The organism is Luteibacter rhizovicinus (assembly GCF_004342265.1).
GTDB lineage: Bacteria > Pseudomonadota > Gammaproteobacteria > Xanthomonadales > Rhodanobacteraceae > Luteibacter > Luteibacter rhizovicinus_B.
The window spans coordinates 75,097-94,562 of sequence record NZ_SMCS01000006.1 but is presented as its reverse complement, the minus strand read 5'-3'; the positions used below and the strand labels follow the sequence as shown (position 1 = coordinate 94,562).

General features: G+C 62.9%; 14 protein-coding genes. 9 read left to right on the top strand and 5 right to left on the bottom strand.

The genetic code is table 11. The features are described from left to right. The first annotated feature begins 154 nt into the window (after window positions 1-154). The 4 genes from hmpA to bla all read left to right on the top strand — a co-directional run bounded on the left by hmpA (window position 155) and on the right by bla (window position 5,664). On the top strand, window positions 155-1,327 hold the full coding sequence (hmpA, locus tag EC912_RS14825) for an NO-inducible flavohemoprotein (RefSeq protein WP_132145416.1): 1,173 nt from the start codon (window positions 155-157) through the stop codon (window positions 1,325-1,327). Window positions 1,328-1,408: 81 nt separating this feature from the next. Beyond that, window positions 1,409-3,628, top strand: a complete 2,220-nt coding sequence (locus tag EC912_RS14820; RefSeq protein ID WP_132145414.1) for a TonB-dependent receptor family protein — start codon at window positions 1,409-1,411, stop codon at window positions 3,626-3,628. 1 nt (window position 3,629) lies between these two features. Then, a complete protein-coding gene (locus EC912_RS14815) occupies window positions 3,630-4,739 on the top strand; it encodes a PepSY-associated TM helix domain-containing protein (RefSeq protein ID WP_165973623.1) in 1,110 nt (369 codons plus the stop codon). A gap of 79 nt (window positions 4,740-4,818) precedes the next feature. Next, window positions 4,819-5,664 (top strand): subclass B3 metallo-beta-lactamase, encoded by an 846-nt coding sequence (gene bla, locus EC912_RS14810; protein WP_132145410.1) that lies wholly within the window; start codon window positions 4,819-4,821, stop codon window positions 5,662-5,664. A gap of 199 nt (window positions 5,665-5,863) precedes the next feature. Here bla and EC912_RS14805 read toward each other — a convergent pair whose 3' ends face one another. Beyond that, complete coding sequence (locus EC912_RS14805) at window positions 5,864-6,754, bottom strand: acyltransferase (protein ID WP_132145408.1); 891 nt, start codon at window positions 6,752-6,754, stop codon at window positions 5,864-5,866. Between the two features lie 107 nt (window positions 6,755-6,861). Further along, window positions 6,862-8,772 (bottom strand): S53 family peptidase, encoded by a 1,911-nt coding sequence (locus tag EC912_RS14800; protein WP_132145406.1) that lies wholly within the window; start codon window positions 8,770-8,772, stop codon window positions 6,862-6,864. Between the two features lie 426 nt (window positions 8,773-9,198). On the opposite strand from EC912_RS14800, the gene EC912_RS14795 reads away from it, so the two are divergent. The 3 genes from EC912_RS14795 (at window position 9,199) to EC912_RS14785 (ending at window position 12,865) form a co-directional block, all read left to right on the top strand. Then, window positions 9,199-10,143, top strand: a complete 945-nt coding sequence (locus tag EC912_RS14795; RefSeq protein ID WP_165973622.1) for a fimbrial protein — start codon at window positions 9,199-9,201, stop codon at window positions 10,141-10,143. 98 nt (window positions 10,144-10,241) lie between these two features. Further along, window positions 10,242-11,915, top strand: coding sequence for a copper resistance system multicopper oxidase (locus EC912_RS14790; protein WP_279389037.1), 1,674 nt, complete (start codon window positions 10,242-10,244; stop codon window positions 11,913-11,915). Continuing rightward, entirely contained in the window at window positions 11,912-12,865 is a 954-nt protein-coding gene (locus EC912_RS14785; RefSeq protein ID WP_243649303.1) for a copper resistance protein B, read from the top strand. Before EC912_RS14790 ends, EC912_RS14785 begins: the two co-directional genes overlap by 4 nt. A 94-nt stretch (window positions 12,866-12,959) precedes the next feature. Here the strand turns inward: EC912_RS14785 and EC912_RS14780 are convergent, their stop codons facing one another. After that, entirely contained in the window at window positions 12,960-13,271 is a 312-nt protein-coding gene (locus tag EC912_RS14780; RefSeq protein WP_132145402.1) for a hypothetical protein, read from the bottom strand. 674 nt (window positions 13,272-13,945) lie between these two features. Here EC912_RS14780 and EC912_RS14775 point away from each other — a divergent pair. Next, a complete protein-coding gene (locus EC912_RS14775; RefSeq protein ID WP_132145400.1) occupies window positions 13,946-14,446 on the top strand; it encodes a VOC family protein in 501 nt (166 codons plus the stop codon). 4 nt (window positions 14,447-14,450) lie between these two features. Here EC912_RS14775 and EC912_RS14770 read toward each other — a convergent pair whose 3' ends face one another. Together EC912_RS14770 and EC912_RS14765 are read right to left on the bottom strand one after the other, a co-directional pair. Beyond that, window positions 14,451-15,431, bottom strand: coding sequence for an NAD-dependent epimerase/dehydratase family protein (locus EC912_RS14770; protein WP_132145398.1), 981 nt, complete (start codon window positions 15,429-15,431; stop codon window positions 14,451-14,453). A 324-nt stretch (window positions 15,432-15,755) separates the two neighbouring features. Then, window positions 15,756-18,908, bottom strand: a complete 3,153-nt coding sequence (locus EC912_RS14765) for a discoidin domain-containing protein (protein ID WP_132145396.1) — start codon at window positions 18,906-18,908, stop codon at window positions 15,756-15,758. A gap of 168 nt (window positions 18,909-19,076) precedes the next feature. On the opposite strand from EC912_RS14765, the gene EC912_RS14760 reads away from it, so the two are divergent. Continuing rightward, complete coding sequence (locus EC912_RS14760; RefSeq protein ID WP_165973621.1) at window positions 19,077-19,463, top strand: response regulator; 387 nt, start codon at window positions 19,077-19,079, stop codon at window positions 19,461-19,463. The last annotated feature ends 3 nt before the right edge of the window (window positions 19,464-19,466 follow it).

Below are 19,466 nucleotides of genomic sequence, written 5' to 3'. Positions count from 1 at the left end.
CGAGTCCATTCGACAGCAAAAGCTGGGAGTCATAGTGACGCAAGCCATGATTAAGCGCTTGCTTTACATCGCATCTTACGATGGCACGAATGATGATTGCAGAAGACAACGATCGTTGCGAATAGCAACGACATCCATCGTTGTGAGGTCGAGCATGTTATCCGCGGAACATATCGCCATCGTAAAGGCCACCGTGCCTCTGCTGGAAGTGCATGGAGAAATACTTGCCAGCCATTTCTACCGTTTGCTGCTCGACGAACATCCGCAACTCCGTTCGATGTTCAATCAATCCAGGCAGATCAACGGCGAACAGGCGCGTGCGCTTTCGGCGCGCATTCTGGCGTATGCGCGCAATATCGACCGCATGGAACAACTCGGTCCCGTCATATCGACGATCTGCAGCAAGCATGTCTCGAAGTACGTGCAACCCGAGCACTACGCCCTGGTAGGCGAATGTCTCATGCGTACGATTCGCGACGTACTTGGCGAAGAAACGGCGACGGACAGTCTGATCAAAGCCTGGAGTATCGCCTACGCGCAGTTCGCTGGCGTGCTGGTAGGGGCGGAATTCCAGATGTACGACAGTCAGGAAAACGCATCCGGCGGTTGGCGGGGTCTTCGTTCCTTCGTCGTTGTGTCGCGAACGATGGAATGCGACGAGATCGTGTCGTTGCGTCTTCGGCCGCTCGATGGCGGCGAGGTCATACGGCACAGCCCGGGCCAGTACATCGGCCTCAACGTCACGATCGACGGGCAAGAACTGCGGCGCAACTATTCGCTGTCCGCCGTTGCGAACGGACATACCTATCGCATCAGCGTGAAGCGCGAACCCGGCGGCATCGTATCCAACTATCTCCACGATTCGGTCGCCATCGGCGAGACGCTGGCGCTCTATCCACCCTCGGGCGAATTCACGTTGCAGGAGGGCTCGCGGCCTCTGGCCCTCATCAGCGCCGGCGTGGGAGTCACGCCCGTCATGGCGATGCTGGAATCCGCCGTACAGGCCGGCCGCGCGATCAATTTCATCCATGCGGCGCGCCAGCGCAGCGTGCATGCCTTTCGCAACAGGGTCGACGAACTCGCGGCCGCTTACCCGCGCCTGAGGCGGTTTTATTGTTACGAACGCGGGGATACCGACGATGCCTGCACCGGTCTGGTTACCCGCGAACGGCTGCGTGCATGGCTGCCGGACATACTGAATCTGGATGTCTACGTCCTCGGGCCGTTGGCGTTCATGCGCGCGATACGGGTTCATCTGGACGCCCTGGGAGTGCCGTGGGACGACGTGCACTACGAATTCTTCGGGGTAACGTCCGCGCTGGAATAGCGCCGGGCAACCGAAAAGCTGATTGCCATGAGAATGATTCGCACTTAGCATTGCCGGGTTTCCTCCCCCAGATGCCTCTCCATGCCTTCACGTCTTACCGTGCTGTCGCTTGCCCTGCTGGCCAGCGGCCTGCTTTCGCCCATCGTTTCCGGCCAGGCGGCACCGCCGCCTCCCGCGGCCGAGCTGGAGGGTGTAAAGGTCGTGGGCGATTGGTTGGGCGAAGCCAGCCGTAACACCGTGGCGAACCATCCCGGCGCGCGCACCGTGGTGCGGCGGGAAGATCTGGCCGAGGGCGGCGCGGTCAACCTGCGCGACGCATTGCGCCGGGTTCCCGGCGTGCAGGTTCAGGAGAGCAATGGCACGGGCGGCAGCGATGTCTCACTGAACGTGGGCGTGCGCGGCCTCACGTCGCGGCTCTCGCCGCGCTCGACCATCCTTCTGGATGGCGTTCCCATCGCCGTGGCGCCTTACGGCCAGCCGCAGCTGTCGATGGCGCCGGTCGGGCTGGGTAATCTGCAGGCGGTCGACGTGGTGCGCGGTGGCGGTTCCGTTCGCTACGGGCCGCAGAACGTCGGCGGCATCATCAACTTCGTCACACGCGATATCCCCGAAACCTTCGGCGGCAGCGCGGGCGTGCAGTTGCAGGGTGGCGAGCATGGCGGCATCCGCACGCAAAGCAACCTCTTCGTTGGCGGTACCACCGCGCAGGGTCTTGGCGTCGCATTGCTTTACAACGGCACGCACGGGCCGGGTTATCGCGAGCGCGAGGACAACGAAAGCATCGACGACATCATGCTCAAGGCGCGCTACAAATTCTCCGATACCGACGAACTGACCGGCAGCCTGCATTACTACGACGGTCAGGCCGGGATGCCCGGCGGCCTGACCCAGGCCGACTACGATGCCGATCCGTTCCAGTCGCGCCGTCCGTTCGACGACTTCCACGGTACGCGCAAGGACGCGGTGCTGAAATACAGCCACCGCGACGATCGCCGTACATTCGAAGTCCAGACGTATTACACGGACAGCTTTCGCGGCAGCCATATCGAAACCATTGCACCCGGAACGGTGGCCGGTACTTATACGCATCAGCTGATGGCCTATCCGCGCGACTACCACACGTTCGCCATCGAACCGCGCTACTCGCAGCTTTTCGACTGGGGCCAGTGGACGCATGAGATCAGCGTCGGCTATCGCTATCTCAATGAAGCGATGCACGAGCGCACGCTGCGCAACAACAAGTACACGTCCACCCTCGATTACACGCCTTACGACAGCTTCCCGTACGGTGGGCCGTACGTGCTTTCCGGCGACAACACGGGCGGTAACGAGGCACACGCCGTATACATCGACGATACGATCAACGCCGGCGACTGGACCATTACCCCGGGCTTGCGCTACGAGCGCATCAACAGCTGGTGGCAGGCGCATCCCGGCGGTACGGTCGTCGTAAAGGGTCCGACCTTCCGGCGCGAGCATTATTCGCAGCCGCTGCCCTCGCTCAACGTCATCTATCACCTGACGGAAGCGCTGAAGCTTTACGCGAACGCCGAGACCTCGTTCGGCAGCCTGCAATATTTCCAGATAGGCCAGAAGGATTCGACGAGCCAGTTCGCGTCGGGACTTCAGCCCGAAAAAGCGCGCACGTACGAGATCGGTACCCGCTACGACACCGCCGCCTGGAGTGGCGAGGTGTCGCTGTTCCGGATCAACTTCGATCACGAGCTGCAGTTTGTCGGCAAGCTGCCCGGCGTGGTCGATTCGTACGATGGCTGGACCAGTCTGGGTGCCACGACGCATAAGGGCATCGAATCGGCAGCCCACGTGGACCTCGGCGCGTTCGACGACAGCCTGCGCGGCCTGTCGCTCTGGGGCACGGCCACGTACACGCATGCGTTCTATCGCTTCGGTTCGTTCGAAGGAAAAGACCTGCCGTTCTATTCCCGCCGCACGGCGAATGCGGGTCTGCGTTATACACGCGCCGCATGGACGTTCAACGTCGACGCGTTCTCGCAGTCGCGGCAACATTCGCCGGGTACGCCCAGCTTCGATCCGAACCATCCCACGCAATACCAGACGATCGGGACGCCCGAAGGCGACCTCGGCGATATTCCGGGCTGGACGACCTGGAATGCCCGCACCGAGTACGCGTTCGGGCCGTCGGCTTCGAACCTGCGGTTGGGCGTCGGCGTGAAGAACATCTTCGACCGCCGCTACTTCACCCGCTCTACCGACAACAACGACGGCATCTATGTCGGTCAGCCGCGCACATACTACGTACAGGCCTCGGTGGATTTCTGATATGACCCGATCCGGCACCGCTCACCGATCGCCCCGTCGCGCCCGCACGCTGCTGAAGACACTGCATCTGTGGCTGGGCCTTTCGCTTGGCGTGGTGCTGGCGCTGGTGGCGCTGTCGGGAAGCGTGCTGCTATTCGAAGATCAGCTCGTCGTCGCCGGTCACCCGGAACTTACCGGTCACGCCGTGCCCGATCCGACGACGCAGGGTCGCGCGCTGCAACACATTCTCGGGTCGCCCGACGGCAGCGCGTTGCGCAGCATCTCGCCGCCCGACGAGGCGCTTCCGGTCTGGGATGGCGGCCTGAAAGGCGGTGACCATGTCTACTTCGATGCCGCCACGGGCGAGCCGGTTCTGCGCCGCAAAGCGTCGGGCGACGGACTGCTCATCCTGAAGGACTGGCACACGCATCTTCTGTCCGGGCCGGTTGGCGAGACGATCCTCGGCGTGGTGGCGTGGGCGGGTCTCTTCATGCTGCTGTCGGGCGTATGGCTCTACTGGCCGGGACGCCGCCGCGCCCTCACCCATCTGCGCCCTCACCCGCGTCCTGCGATTCTCCGCTGGGCCAGCTGGCATCGATTCGTTGGCGTGGTCGCCTTCCCGCTGTTGCTGGTCATGCTCGGCACGGGAACGACCATGGCCTATCGCGGTGCGGTGCGCGCGGGCCTTGTAAGCGCCTTTGGAGAGCCCGCACCGCGCAAGCCGCCACCGGTGCCGTCGTCGACCAGCCTCGTCGACTGGCCGGCTGTGCTGAACGCGGCACACGCCGCTGCGCCGGACGCCGAAATCACACGCATCATGTTGCCCGTGCGCGATGGCGCCGCACTGGTCCTGCGCATCCGGCGTCCGGGCGAATGGAATATCGCCGGCCGCAGCACGCTCTGGATCGATGCGCCGGACGCCAGGGTGATCGGCGGCGAAGACGCCACGCGACTGGGCACCGGCGGTACCTTGGCCAATACGCTGTTCCCGATCCACACGGCGGCGGTAGGCGGCACGCTGTGGCGTGTCGTTGCCTGCATCACCGGCGTGCTGCCGATGTTCCTTATGGTCACCGGTTTCCTGTTCTGGCGTGCGCGTAGAAACCGCCCACCGGCCATGCGCACGACCTGAACTCACGATCGACACGGCTGCGCCCGGAAATCGCCATCTGGTCGACCTATCGTGGCGCGACTCATCGAAGGGGAACGTCATGATATTTGCCGCAAAGCTTGCACTCGTGGGCGCGATGGCAGCCAGCGCCGCCACGGCGTACGCCGGGGATGCCGAGTGGACTCAGCCGCAGGCACCGTTCAAGGTCTACGGAAATACCTATTACGTCGGCACGCGCGGCCTGTCGGCGATGCTGATTACGTCCCCGAAAGGTCACGTGCTGATCGACGGCACGCTGGACGTCAATGCGGCGCAGATCGAGTCGAACATCCGCGCACTGGGTTTCCGCGTGGAAGATATTCGCGTGATCCTCAACTCCCATGCGCATGCGGATCACGCAGGCGCCATCGCGCAGCTGGCTCACGATAGCGGCGCCGAAGTGCGCGCAAGTCCCGCCGGGGCGCGTGCGATGCGGCTTGGCGGCAACGATCCGGACGATCCGCAGCATGGCGATGCGCCGCTATTCCCCGCGGTGAAGGAAGTCGACGAGCTGAAACCCAATGAGACGGTGCGCGTCGGCGACCTGGCCCTCGCATCGCATCCGACACCCGGCCATACGCCGGGCGGCACGACATGGACGTGGCGTTCGTGCGAAGGCAGCGGGTGCGTCAACATCGTCTATGGCGACAGCCTCACGCCGTTCTCGGCGGACGGGTATCGTTTCAGTGCGGATCCCCGCCGCGTGGCGGCTTATCGTAAATCGCTGGATACCGTGGCGAGCTTGCCGTGCGACATCCTGATTACGGTCCATCCCGATATGGTGGACCTTATGGATAAGGTCGACGCGCATAAGTCGTTGCGCAGCGAAAATGCGTGCCGGGATTACGCGACGGCGTCGAAGAAGAAGCTCGACGACCGGCTGGCGAAAGAGCGTGCCGGAAAGTAAGAACGAGAGATCAGGTTCCCCTCACCGTCGCTCCTGCGCAGGCAGGGGCCCAGTGCGGTGCAACCGGTTGTCGCGATAACGCACATTCACGCTCTGAGAGAGCAACCCCAGGCGATAGCACTCATGCATGCGTGGTCGCCCTGGGCCCCTGCCTGCGCAAGCGCGGCGGTGAGATATGGGACCGGTCGAGAGCGGCGTGTTACTCCGCCAGCATCCGCCCGATCCGCGCATCCTTCTGCGCCCAGAGGTCATTCACCCAAGCCTGAAACCGCTCGCGGAAAACGGCATCGTCGTCGTAGTCGCCACGCAGTTCGGCAAGGATTGGTAGCTGGCGCACGTGAACGCGAATCTCGCGGACGCGGCCGGCGATGAGGTCCATCAGGCTACCCGCGCCTTGCGGATACACGATCGTGACGTCCAGCAGCGAACGCATCGCATCGCCCATGGCGTCGACGACGAAAGCCACGCCGCCCGCTTTCGGTCGAAGCAGGTGACGATACGGCGATTTCTGCGCGTCATGCTTGGCCGGCGTGAAGCGCGTGCCTTCGGTGAAGTTCATGATCGACACGGGGATGCTCCGGAACTTCTCGCAGGCCCGGCGCGTCGCCTCGCGATCTTTACCGCGCAGTTCCGGCTTCGCTTCCAGCGTCTGCCGCGAATAGCGCTTCATGAACGGGAAATCGAGCGCCCACCACGCCGGTCCGAGCAAAGGCACCCAGATCAGTTTGCTCTTCAGAAAGAACCGAAAGAACGGCACGCGTCGATTGAACAGTTTCTGCAGCACCGGGATGTCGACCCAGCTCTGGTGATTGCAGACGACGAGGAAGTTGTCGTGGTTCTCGATACTGTCGAGCCCTTCGACCTGCCAGCGGATGCGCGTGAAAGTATCGAACAGCCATGAATTGACGGCGATCCAGCTTTCCGCGATGGCGACCAGGCCATGGGTGATGGCCTGACGGATCGGGCGCACGGGGATCACGATCTTGAAGAACGTCAGCACGAACAGTGGCGTGACGTGAAGCACGACGTTCGCGGCCAGCAGCAGGCAGGCGAGGGGAATGCGCAGAAAGGCGGGAATCGAGGCGAGCATGCTTGACCGGAGGCGTGCAAAGATCTGAAGACTACTGGCTTAACGGTCCCAAGCGACAGCCCTTGCCCCGGAAGGCGGGCGCACGGGGCGCCCGCCGTTGCTACCGATCAGAACCCAAACTTCAGCAATCGCGCATATTTGCTTACATCCAGCGTGCCGAGGCCCGCACCGGGGTCATATCCGTTCTTGCCCTGATAGAACCAGTTGTCGCCAGCCTTGATGTCGCTCACCGGCGAATATTTGCCATAACCCAGGAAATCCTGCAGCAGATATACCTGCGGATTCCAGAAGCCGACGCGATGACCGGCATTCTGCGTCAGCAGAGCGGAGATGCCGTTGAGCTGGGGCGCCACGAAGCTCGTACCGCCCTCGCCCGTCACGACACCGTTTTCCGCATCGGTAGACGAAATCAACAGATAGCCGGTTTCCGGATCGGCGTTCAGCGACACATCGGGCAAGTTGCGACCCGAGTAATGGGCCGGAAGCGTCAGCAGCGTCAGCGGCGTGGTCTGCGTATAGCCCGGCAGGCTCACGCTCGGGTTCTGCGCTACCAGCGACTGATTGGCTTCGCTCTGGCGGATGCCATGAGTGAATCGCTGATAGAACGGTGTCGGCCAGAAGATGCTTACGCCGCCGCCGCCGCCGGTCGCGAAGAGGTCGTAGACGCCGGGACGTACCTTATCCAGATAGGTTTGCAGATAGTCCCAGCCCCATACCTGTTCCGTAGCGATCGAAGCCTTCGGTCCGCCTGCGAAGCTGAAGGTGAAGGGCAGCGTGGTACCGCCGGCTGCGGTGATAAACGGGTCGGAGGCCGGTGCATCCACGGTCAACGGTGCACTGAAGTCGGTATGGCCGAGCGCGCGCACGGTGTCGTAAGCGCCGGAATCGCCGGTAGCCGCGAACATCGAAATGCCTTGTGCGGCGGCCTCCAGGAATACCTGGTGGAACGCGACGAGTTCGCTGGTGTAATCGCCGCCGGTCAATGGCGAATCGAAATAGAATATTTCCGGCTGGCCCCAGCTCACCGAAATACTGTCGGCGACGTTATCCGACACAGCTTTATAAAACGCGCCGAGGAAGCCGCCGCTGGTATTGGGTGCGTCGTAGACGAGGATGTCCGCGAAGGGCGCGAGGCCGCCGGACTGTTCCACGTCAAGCGACGTTTCGCCGCTGCCTGCCGCCGAACTGATAACGCCGCCGCCGTCGACATGCACCTGCGTGATACGGCCGGGCTTGGTCGTCAGACCGATCAGCGACCAGTAGTCGTAGGCGTCCTGCGGAAGGAATCCGGCAAGCGTGACAATGCCGATGGTCGTGCCCTTGCCGTTGATGCCTGCCTGATACAGCGGATTGATATTGTAGAAATTCGCCACGTCGCCGACGGTGTATTCGCCAGGCGTATTCGTGGCCGTCGATCCGGACGCGGTCGTCAGCGTGGCGATCGCGGGCGCGGCGGTCAGCGCGACAACTTTGTTGCTGTTCACGCGATGGGAAATATATTTCGGCTCGTTACTGAGACCTGCCGCGATCACCAGTGTGTTGGACAGCGCTACCGGCAACTCGGGGTGATGGCTCGGGCGATGGAAGCGATGCCCGTCGCGCTCGTATTCATGCACCGGCGTCTGGAATGCCGTGCTGAACTGGCCGATCGTGCCGGTTGCCCTGATGGCGAGATGACTGGGCAATACCTCGACTTCCGCGATGCCGTTCTTTTGCAGGAACGCACCGATCTGGGCAAGGTCGCGATCGCTGGGTCCGAAACGCGATGCGAACTGGCTGGTGGAAAGGAAGTGCCCGTATTGGGGATTGCCAGGCGTCACGGTCTGGTAGACGTATTGTTCGAGCGACTCGGTGTGCTGGAGCTTCAATACCAGCGTGACATTCACCGTCTGGTTGGGGTCCGCCGAACCGAGGTCGATGGTGGGGCCTTCATCGCGCGCGTAAGCGGCGAGGGAAAACGAAAACAGCACGGCCGACAAAGAAGCCGCCAGGACATGGCGGCGGAGGTTCGCGAGCATGTTGTATCTCCCATGGATAAGATCGCGACAGCGTGTCGACCCCCTGTTCATCGAACGCTGGCCTCGTGAAACTAGCTCGCACTTACTCGCGATGGAAGCCCATTCATGCATCGTAAGTTATTGCGTAATAAGTCTTTTTTCTTGCGTTGGCGAGGTGTGGCAAGGCTTGCCGGGGCACCTGTCTCATCCCCGTTACATGGGATTTCGCCGGAGTAGGAAAAATTCCTACGCGCCAGACCGAACGAACCGCTTTGCAGGAGCCCGCAAGCGAGCTCCTGCAGAATGCGTGGCGTGTGGATTCGTGCAACCGACTACGCGCTGTCGGACGACGATGGGGGAAGATCGCGGGCGCCACGGATAGTCCGGTTCCGTGCCGCGATCTACTGTTGTCCGATCTCCCGATCTTGCCGACGAATGAACAGATACATGCTCCGGGTACTATCCATTTTCCTTGCGTTGTCCGTGTCGTGTCCGGTTGCAACGGCGAAGCAGGGATGCAAGCCGTTGCATTTTCAGGGCGTACCGCAGAGGGTCGGCTTCGGACGGCTGGTGGTCCCGGTCGGCGTGGAAGATGGACGCATTCTTGCCGAGATACTTTCGACGCCGGCGTATACCACTCCTACGTTGAATTACATTTGCTACAACTCCACGCGTCGCGGCGAGCTTTCGCGATTCACGACGCTGTCCAGTTATGGGCAGGGGGTCTACGAGACAGGCATTGCCGGCCTCGGCATCCGGATTTACACCATGTCGACGTCCGATCATCTGCCGCAGCGGGAAGTGCCCTGGAACGAGTACTTTCCAGGAAGGGTGTCATGGATCATGCAGAACTTCCGGTTCAAGGTGCAGCTCGTTAAAACCGGGCCCCTGTCTTCCGGGACGCTTGGCGGAGGACAAGTCGCCACCTGGGGGCATGACGGTAGCCGTCAGATCACGCTCGACCTCACGCCAATCGAGGTAGTGGCACCCACGCCGACCTGCGCCTTTTCGGGTACGAGCGCATCCTTCCCGCTCAGGGATGTCCTGTTCGGGAACCTGGGTGCCGACGGCGGAAGTCCGTGGATACATGGGAGCGTTACGTCGGCAGGTTGCTCGAACGTCAACGCGGTCAGGATGTCTTTCGCGGGTCAGGCCGATGCCGGCGACGCCGGTCTCTTCGCGGTTACGGGTGGAGCCGCCGGCGTGGGTATCGAGTTGCGCAGCATCCAGCCCGACATGGCCGCCGTACCCAACAGTCCCAAGCCGATCGTGCTGACGCCGCGTGCCGCTGGCGGCCAGTACGCGTTCAAGGCTCGCTACAAACGCAATGGCCGGCCGTTCTCCGCGGGACGAGGCGATGCGAACATCACGGTCCATGTCGCGTACGACTAGTTGTTCCAGGGGCGTCGCAGGCCGCATGTAGCCTGCTCCAGCTTGAGGTATTGCCGACGTGCCCGTTACGCTCCCAAGTCGTATCACCGGGAGCCGACATGACATTCAGCCGCGACGACGAGATGCTTTCACGCCGACGATTCGTCCAGGGCATCGCTATGGGCGGTCTCGCGCTGGGATTCGGAGTCGCGCGCCCCGGTCAGGCGTGGGCGCTGACGAGTCCCGGTGAGTCGACGGCGCTGCAAGGTACGGAATTCGCGCTCGATATTGTCGAGGCACCGGTCAACTACACGGGAACCCCACGTCGTGCGATCACGGTCAATGGCGGCGTGCCCGGTCCGCTGTTGCGCTGGAAGGAAGGCAGCACCGTGACGCTGCGCGTGACCAACCGGCTGTCGACACCGACATCCATCCACTGGCACGGCATCGTGCTTCCTGCAAGTCAGGACGGCGTGCCGGGTCTGAGCTTCGACGGTATCGCGCCGGGCGAAACCTTTACCTATCGCTTCGACGTGCGTCAGGCGGGAACGTACTGGTATCACTCGCATACGCGTTTCCAGGAACAGACCGGACTTTATGGGCCGCTGGTGATCGAGCCGGCCGGTCCCGAGCGCTATCCAACCGATCGCGACTACGTCGTGATGCTCAGCGACTGGACCGACGAAAACCCCGAGCGCGTTTACGCAAAGCTGAAAAAGCGCAGCGACGTCTACAATTTCTCGCAGCCGACCGTTGCCGACTTTCTCGCCGATGCCCGTGCCGACGGCGTGCGCAAGGCATGGTCGAAGCGCGGCATGTGGAACCGCATGCGGATGAATCCTACCGACCTGGCGGATGTCTCCGGTGCGACTTACACCTATCTCATGAACGGAACCAGCCCCGCCGGAAACTGGACGGGCTCGTTCCAGCCCGGCGAAAAGGTGCGGCTGCGCGTCATCAACGGCTCGTCGTCCACGATCTTCGACCTGCGTATTCCCGGTCTGAAGATGACCGTCATCGCCACCGACGGTCAGGACATCGAGCCGGTCGACATCGACGAGATGCGTATCGCGCCTGCCGAAACCTATGACGTTATTGTCGAGCCACGCGACGCGAAGGCATACACGCTGTTCGCGCAATCGATCGACCGGTCCGGATATGCGCGTGGCACACTGTCGCCCCGGCAAGGCATGGTCGCGGCCGTTCCCCCCGTCGACGCGCGGCAGTGGCTGAGCATGGACGACATGATGGGTTCCATGGACAGCGCTGGCCCCGTCGCCCGTCATGCTTCCACGGAATACGGTCCGGGCGTCGACATGCGCGTGGATACGCCGCGCACGAATATCGACGATCCCGGTATCGGCCTGCGCGACAACGGGCGGCGCGTGCTGACCTATGCCGATCTGAAAACCGTGGGCGGATCGATGGATCGACGCGAGCCGTCACGCGATATCGAGCTTCATCTCACCGGCAACATGGAGCGTTTCATGTGGTCGTTCGACGGGGTGAAATTCTCCGACGCGAAGCCGATTCACTTAAGGCTTGGCGAACGCGTGCGCATCGTGCTCGTCAACGACACGATGATGAATCATCCCATCCACCTGCATGGCATGTGGAGCGAACTGGAAGCGCCGGACGGCTCATTCCAGGTCCGCAAGCACACCGTCAATGTCCAGCCCGCGCAGCGGATCGCATTCGCCGTATCGGCGAACAATCCGGGCCGCTGGGCATTCCACTGTCACATGCTCTATCACATGGAAGCGGGCATGTTCCGCGAAGTGGTGGTTTCGTGAGGCGGCCCTGGGTCGTCATCGCGGCGCTGTTCCTGATAGCGCAGGCACACGCGCAGTCCGCACCGGAACAGCCGAAGATGGACATGGATCACGGCAGCATGGACCACGGATCGATGGATCATTCGTCCATGGCCCAGCCAGCGACGGATGCGCCTCAGATGGATCACAGCGCCATGGACCATGGCAGCATGGGCGATATGGATATGGGCGGCATGTCGATGGCCCCCATGCAGGGCGGCAAGGCGCCGGCCGATGCCCGCAGTCCCGATTACTCGGACGGTCTGGTCCATAGCCCCATGAAGCATATGGACATGGACGATTCGGCCCCTGTCGGCATGCTGATGATCGATCAGCTGGAATCATGGGCGGGACGCGACGATCACGGTCAGCGCTGGGAAGCCCAGGGCTGGTATGGCGGCGATACGAATCGTCTGTGGGTGCGCACGGAAGGCGAGCGCGCCCGCGGATCGCTGGAAGACGCGGACATCGAGGCACTGTGGAGTCATGCGATTGCCACCTTCTGGAACACGCAGCTAGGCGCGCGTCACGATTTCGGCGAAGGTCCGGGGCGTACGTGGGCCGCATTCGGCGTGCAGGGTCTGGCACCGTACTGGTTCGAACTGGAGGCCACGGCGTATGCAGGGCAGGGCGGCCGCACCGCCGCGCGTGTACGTGCGGAGTACGAAGTCCTCTTTACCCAGCGCCTGATCCTGCAACCGGAATTCGAGGTCAATGCCTATGGCAAGGACGATCCGGCGCGTGGCATCGGCAGCGGAATTTCCGATCTTCAGCTTGGCCTGCGTCTTCGCTACGAAATTCGCCGGACGTTCGCACCCTACGTGGGCGTGAAGTTCGTCCATACGATGGGCAACACCGCCGACCTGATCCGCAGCGAAGGGCGGCGCGTCACCGATCTGCAGTGGGTGGCGGGTGTGCGCGTCTGGTTCTGACCAGACGCGACGTTTTCTGAAACGCCACCTCCGTGCCGGCATCCCGGATTCCCTGTGGGAGCGCGCAGGCGCGCTCCCACAAAAAATTGCTCGATTACTGTTCTTGCATCCTCTGTCCCACCCCCGGACTCATCACCCGATACATCTCGACGACCTCATCGATCAACCCGCGCAAAACATACGCGGCCTGCGCCACCGATCCCTGCTCGGCATCGATCATCGGTACGTCGATAAGCAGATCGGTCACGCCACGCATGCCCGACAAACGCTCGGTGATCGCTTCGTCGATATCGCCCAGCTTCAGGGCACGACGGCCTTGGCAAAGCGGGCAGGGAATGGACAGGTCGTGGCCGGACTTCAGGACATACGACTCGGACGCTGACGGTCCGTTTTGATTGCTGCTCATGGCGGCATCCTCTCCGTGGATGTCCGCCACCCGCGGGATGCGGGTGGCGGGCGTGCCAGGGTAGAAAGACCGGTGCCATAGGAACCCGGTGGGACCGAAGTCCCCCCGGCACGCCCGCCGTAAACGACAGACATAACGTAGCGCGACACATGAAGACGTCGTTTGAGACGGCGTCTTCAGCGCCTATGGCAAACACAGGCTTTCTACACCCGATCGCCGATGTGCGGCGACCGAAAGAGCATCGCGGCCATGCACGCACTCGTCAATCCATAACGCTAAAAGAGACCGAATTTTCAGAATAGTCTGAGTAGAAACGACAACCATCCAGGTCGCGCGCCCACACACAAACCCAAGAGGCCTTGGCATGTCGCAATCATCCGGCATCCACCCGATCGTCATGACCGGCATCGTAAAGTCGGGAAACCGTACCGACAGTGGAGGCGAGCATGGGCGCATCAGGTGTTCCGCGGATACGTCCCGGGGAAGAGACCACCGGCTCCGGCGATCCCTCGCACGCGGTGCCGGACGGTCCGGAGCCGCCGGAAACCACGGGTTCCGGAGATCCCCGGCATATCCGGCCGGGGCAGGTGGATGAAGAGGAATAACGACGTGCCCTTTGTCGATTCGGCGCCTGTTCGTTCGACGAGAAAACAGGAACCCAGCGAGGAGTAGCCATGCAAACCCGTTTCCAGCGCATCACCCCGTTTCTCTGGTTCGACGACCAGGCCGAAGAGGCCGCGAAGTACTACGTCGCGATATTCGACGACGCGCGCATCGTCACCACCAACCGGTACAGCGCCGAGTCGGCCAAGGCATCGGGCCGCAAGGAAGGTTCGGTCATGACCGTGGCGTTCGATCTCGCCGGCCAGCGCTTCACGGCGCTGAATGGCGGCCCGGTCTTCACGTTCAACGAATCCGTCTCGATGGTCGTGAACTGCACATCCCAGGACGAAGTGGATCACTACTGGAACCGTCTGTCCGACGGCGGCGATCCGAAGGCGCAGATGTGCGGATGGCTGAAGGATCGCTTCGGTCTGTCCTGGCAGGTGGTGCCCACGGCATTGTTCGAGCTGCTTTCCGACCCCGACCCCGAAAAAGGACGGAAGGCGATGGAAGCGCTGATGACCATGAAGAAGCTGGACATCGACGGACTGCGCCGCGCCGCCAACGCCTGAAACGCTAGACGGGGTACGGGCCTTCCTCGAAGGTCCCGGTGTGATAACCCTTCACGCCGACCGCGCGGGCAAGGTCGCTGGTCAGCTCGCCGCCTTCCCGCAGCCGGCTGATAACGCCAGCGAAGTCGTGGCGCGGCTGCCAGCCGAGTTCGCGCCGTGCGCGCTCGTTGACGTACACGCGATCCAGATGCGGCGCCATACGCCATCCCAGCGCCGCGTATGCGGCGTCGAAGCCCGGTACGCGCAGGCGCAGGGCAGCGGGCGTGTCCGTTCGCAGCAAGGGCATGTCTTCGGGAAGGAACGGCGTCGTCGCGCTGACGATGTAACGGCCGAAGCCAAGCGCGGGCGCTCGCTCGATCGCACACAGGTGCGCGCCGACGACATCTTCGATATCCACACGGCGATGCAGGAACTCGTTCGCCTTCATGTTCGCATCGGTATAGGCCTCGCGCGCCGCTTTGCTGTCGTCCTCTTCAGGGAAGAAACGCGACGTGCGCAGCACGATGCAGGACAGATGCTTGTTCCGGTGCATCAACTGGCAGAGATCTTCCGCCGCCGATTTCGTTACGCCATAGACGTTCTTGGGAACGGGCACCACCTCTTCGGTGATCCATGCGGCCGGCTCGCCCACGGGCGGGACGAGCGCATCGCCGAAGACGCTGGTGGTACTGGTGTAGACGAACGAGCGCACGCCGGCGGCAACGGCTTCCTCCAGAAGATTCAGCGTGCCGGCGATGTTGGTGTCGATGAAGTCCTGGGTGCCGTGCGTTGCCACGTGCGGCTTATGCAGCGTGGCCGCATGAAGTACGGCGTCCACGCCCGCCATGCGATCGCGTACGAACGTCCGGTCGACGATCGAGCCGACATGCGTGGTGAATGGCGAGGCGAGCAGGTCGACACCGACGACATCGTCGCCGCGGTCGCGCAATGTGCGTACGAGTGCTTCGCCAAGGTGGCCGGCGCTACCGGTAACGAGGATCTTCATGGTCGTGTGTGCACACGTAAAGATCGTAACGTTAACGGGTATGAGTCGTCGTTGTCACTTCCGCAGGAGGGGCAGCCGTTTTTTCTGCGATCCCGTGACGGTACAATAAGTTCTATCGGGCCTGCTCGGCTATCGCAAATTGTCTTTCGCGGTAGTCGCTACCTAGTCTCGCAGCGACTTTCTCTATCGGTGAGAGCGGCACCCATTCAAGTGCGCCGTGAAGGGCTAATCAACGCTGCCAATCAGCCCGCTATAGCGAGAATGGTGCGTCGATCCATCGCATCAATCTCCCAGAAAAGATATGGCTTTGGCTGTAGGCACTCTTTAAAAAACGGCTTCCAGCGTACGGAAGGGTTTCTTCAGGGCGATGCCATTGACGTCGAAGTCCGACACGGTTCTGCCGTCGACGGTAACCTTCGTGGGGCGTTGCCGGTTCGGCCAGAACACGCGTACCGGTACGTCCTTGCGCAATCCGGTACCAAGCGTCAAGCGAAGCGTGTCGCCTTGCTGTCGTGCCGTCATCGTCAGGGCGCCGTAAGCGGTCGGGAGTTTGTCGATGCCGATACCGTCGCCTGCCAGCCAGTTCGGCGACGCGCCGGGCAACAGATACAACCCGTCATCGGCCTCGCGCATCAGCATGCCGAACAGCGCGCGTGCGTATTCGGAGCCGATCCACGTATGCGGCATGTCGCCCAGGTAGCCCGGGTGGCGAAGTCGCGAATGAACCACTTCCGCGAACTCCTGCCACTCCAGCGGACGGCGGTCGCGCATCAGGTTGTCGAAAAGTTCGTTCGCATCCTTCGGCCGGTTGAGATGCACATAGGTAAGGATGTTGCGCATTTCGTACGGCGTGTACGCATAGAGCGAATCGGGTTTTTCGCGCGCGCGGACATCGTCGAGATAGCGCGTGAACGTACGTTCCAGCGCATCGGCGGGCAGCAGGTCCTGTTGTCCCGTGGGATCGAGGGCGATCGACACGCCGGTCGGGTCGCCGTCGCCGAGATCGGCGGCGGAGGGGATGAAGTCCGATCCCTTCCACGCCATCGTCGCGCGGATGGACGCGGCGACCGATTCGCGAAGCGCGGCGTACTGCGCGCGTGCCCAGGTCGCCATTTCCTTGTCGCCCCATTGGTCGGCCAGCCAGATGCCGTCGTGCCAGCCCTTCAACGCCCAGTAGTCGTCCCAGTAGCTATGCGTCGGACTGGAATAACCCTCATGGCTGATCGATGGGGCGATGATGCCGTGGAAACGCTCCGGTGCCGGACGGCCGGACAGGTAGCCCGGTACCAGCGTGCGCTCGCGCAGTTCCTGCATGAACTGCATCGCCAGACGAACTTTCTGGTGATAGTCGCGCACAGTGGATGCGCCACCGTCGAGCCGCGCCACGTCGGCGACCAGATTGATGAATTCGCCCTGGCTGTCGTACTCGATATCCGAACCGAAGCCAGTGTTCACCGTGCCGTCCGCGTTGAGGATCGGCGAGACCAGGCCATTCGGATGCACCGCATGGTCGGCGTACCAGCGCAGATAGTCGCGCGCGGCTTTCGTTTCGCCAAGACGCAGCAGGATCGACGATGTCGCGGCGCCGTCGCGAATGAAAGACCGGTTGTAGTTGCGCGGGCCGGCCTGCATCGCCGGTCCCGTCTGGTTGATCAGCATGTACGCGCCCTGCGCGCGCAGCATGTCGACCAGCGAATGATCGGGCAGGGAAAGGCCGACGCCGCCGAGACGCTTCTGCCAGTCGGCAGCCACGCGTGTCGCGATAACGTCGAAGTTCGCCCCCGCATTGTTGCCTGTGCCGAGCAGCGCCGCGCGGGCGACCGCCGGCGCGTCGGGCAGGCGGGTGGCCTTCGGATCGAAGGCCACGGTGCCGAGCGGCATCGCCATGACGATGTCCTTGTGTGCCCCCGGCGCCAGTTGCACGCGATAACCCAGTGCGGCGGCGGCGAGACCATCGTCGTCGTGTGCCGTCGTGGCGGTGGGCAGCGTGCCGGCCGCCACGCTCGCCGTGATTTCGGATTCGCCGTGCGCGCCGAACGGTGCCGCGCCGCGGGTGTCGACCGGCGTCAGCGACTGGAACAGCAGGCGACCGTTCACGCGGACGTCCGTCTGGGCGTTCGTACCTTCGACAGCGATGTCGTGGATCGGCGACGGACCGCCGTTCTGCCACGGTGGATTGACCTGCATCGGCCGGACAACGAGCGAAACCGTGCCATCGACAGCTTGCGTGCCGGTATTCGTCAGTCGATGGCGAACCAGCGTCACCGGCTGGCCGTTCTGTTCCACGGCAAAGGATTCGCTTTGTACGGCAAGGCCCGGCTGCGCCGTCCAGCCCACGGTCGGCATGGGCATCCAGCCTTCGCGCAGGGCATGTTTGCGCTCGCTGCCGTCCGCCACGGCGGCATGGCCCGACGCGTCGCGCCACACGGCCTGCACCATCGGCGCACCCTTGAATGCCTCGATGTCGCCGTATTCGTCGAAGATCGACTTCTGCATGCCGGCAGGTACGCCCACCACCGTCCAGTAAACCTGCTGCATGTGCAGCGACGACGGGAAGAGTTCCGCATGCGCGCGTGCGGCGGCGATCTGGTATCGCTTCATCGGCGTCATGACGCGCGGCGGAGCGAGCAATGTCAGTCGCTGGACCGAAAGCGGCGCACCGTCGACCTGGCCGGCGGTCAGGCGCAGCTCGGTGGCCGTCACCGGTTCGCGCGCGGCCAGATACGACGACGTGCCGACGGCGCCGGGATCGGATGCCAGTTCGTGCCAGACGCCGGCGGTGTCGCGTGCTTCCAGGCGTGCGTCGCGGTGCGGTCCCGCCCATGCGACATCCAGGCCGGCGATGGGCAGGGGACGTGGCAACGCCACGTGCAGTTCGCGCGTGTCCTTCTGCTTTCCCTTCGCGCCGACGACTTGTGGCGAGCCGGCGCTCCATAGCGCCGCCTGCGCGCCCTTGCCCGAAAGCCCGCTGATTTTCGCGGCATCGCTCGCGGCCAACGGCTCGAATTCGAAAACCGATACGCCCCAGTCGGCCGTGCGCGGCACGCTTGCCAGGCGCACATAGCGCGCGGAAACGTCGGGGAAGAACAGATATTCCGTCCCGCCGATGCTATCCGTCGTGGCATAGGCCTTGTGCCAGTCGCGACCGTCCGTCGACGTTTCGATGTCGTACGACGCCGCGAAGCCACTGTCCCAGTGAATGATCACGCCGCCGACCAGTGTCACCTTGCCCAGGTCCACCTGGAACCATTGTCCCGCGCTGAAGGCGCCGCCCCAGCGGGTCGTCAGGTCGCCATCGATCGCGTGTTCCGGCGCAAGGGCGGGCACCTGTTGCGACGAGCTGGACGCCCGCCATTGGGATCGCGCCGGGAAGTCCCTGTCCGAGGCCATGGCGTGGGAGCCGATCAGGAGCGCACTCAGGAAAAGCGAGGTGCGAAGCGATGCGGGCAGGGCGCCGCGGAGACAAGGCAAGGGCATGAAGCGTCCAGTCCTGGGGGCAAGGGGCGGATCATAGCCTCGCATGAAAACGTTTACATGCGGCGTTGCGGCAAAGAATAAGGGGAGATGGGATATATTTCCCTTCCGTTTTCGAAGAAGTCATATGCTTGGCAAAGTTGCGCCGGCACGGCCAGTTACGGAAAGAGCATGAGCGAACCCAGCGCAGCAACGATTCTTATCGTGGATCCCGAGCCGCTGATCGTCGAGTCGATCGCGGTGGCGCTGGCGGCCAATGGCTATCGCACGCTCCAGGCCATGAGTCGCGGCATCGCGCAGCGCATGGTGAACCACGATCATGTCCATGTACTGATTTCGCACGGCCATCTGCACGGCGACAGCACGCCGTTCTCGTTCGCCACCGAAGTCAGTTCGGCTCATCCGGATATGGCCATCGTGGCAGTCACCAGCGATGGGCATACGGATCACGCGTTCGTTCCCGAGCGTGCGCGCATCCTGCTCAAACCGTTCGATCTTTCCGAGCTGCTGATCGCGATCGCGGACGCACGGGCTTTGGCACGACCTGCGTCGTCGTAAGCG

Excerpts from the sequence above, each read along its gene's own strand:
- bla (WP_132145410.1), top strand. The coding sequence starts at position 4,819 with ATGATATTTGCCGCAAAGCTTGCACTCGTGGGCGCGATGGCAGCCAGC.
- EC912_RS14765 (WP_132145396.1), bottom strand. The coding sequence starts at position 18,908 with ATGCCCTTGCCTTGTCTCCGCGGCGCCCTGCCCGCATCGCTTCGCACC.
- EC912_RS14790 (WP_279389037.1), top strand. The coding sequence starts at position 10,242 with ATGACATTCAGCCGCGACGACGAGATGCTTTCACGCCGACGATTCGTC.
- hmpA (WP_132145416.1), top strand. The coding sequence starts at position 155 with ATGTTATCCGCGGAACATATCGCCATCGTAAAGGCCACCGTGCCTCTG.
- EC912_RS14770 (WP_132145398.1), bottom strand. The coding sequence starts at position 15,431 with ATGAAGATCCTCGTTACCGGTAGCGCCGGCCACCTTGGCGAAGCACTC.
- EC912_RS14820 (WP_132145414.1), top strand. The coding sequence starts at position 1,409 with ATGCCTTCACGTCTTACCGTGCTGTCGCTTGCCCTGCTGGCCAGCGGC.
- EC912_RS14795 (WP_165973622.1), top strand. The coding sequence starts at position 9,199 with ATGCTCCGGGTACTATCCATTTTCCTTGCGTTGTCCGTGTCGTGTCCG.
- EC912_RS14800 (WP_132145406.1), bottom strand. The coding sequence starts at position 8,772 with ATGCTCGCGAACCTCCGCCGCCATGTCCTGGCGGCTTCTTTGTCGGCC.
- EC912_RS14780 (WP_132145402.1), bottom strand. The coding sequence starts at position 13,271 with ATGAGCAGCAATCAAAACGGACCGTCAGCGTCCGAGTCGTATGTCCTG.
- EC912_RS14775 (WP_132145400.1), top strand. The coding sequence starts at position 13,946 with ATGCAAACCCGTTTCCAGCGCATCACCCCGTTTCTCTGGTTCGACGAC.
- EC912_RS14760 (WP_165973621.1), top strand. The coding sequence starts at position 19,077 with ATGAGCGAACCCAGCGCAGCAACGATTCTTATCGTGGATCCCGAGCCG.
- EC912_RS14805 (WP_132145408.1), bottom strand. The coding sequence starts at position 6,754 with ATGCTCGCCTCGATTCCCGCCTTTCTGCGCATTCCCCTCGCCTGCCTG.
- EC912_RS14815 (WP_165973623.1), top strand. The coding sequence starts at position 3,630 with ATGACCCGATCCGGCACCGCTCACCGATCGCCCCGTCGCGCCCGCACG.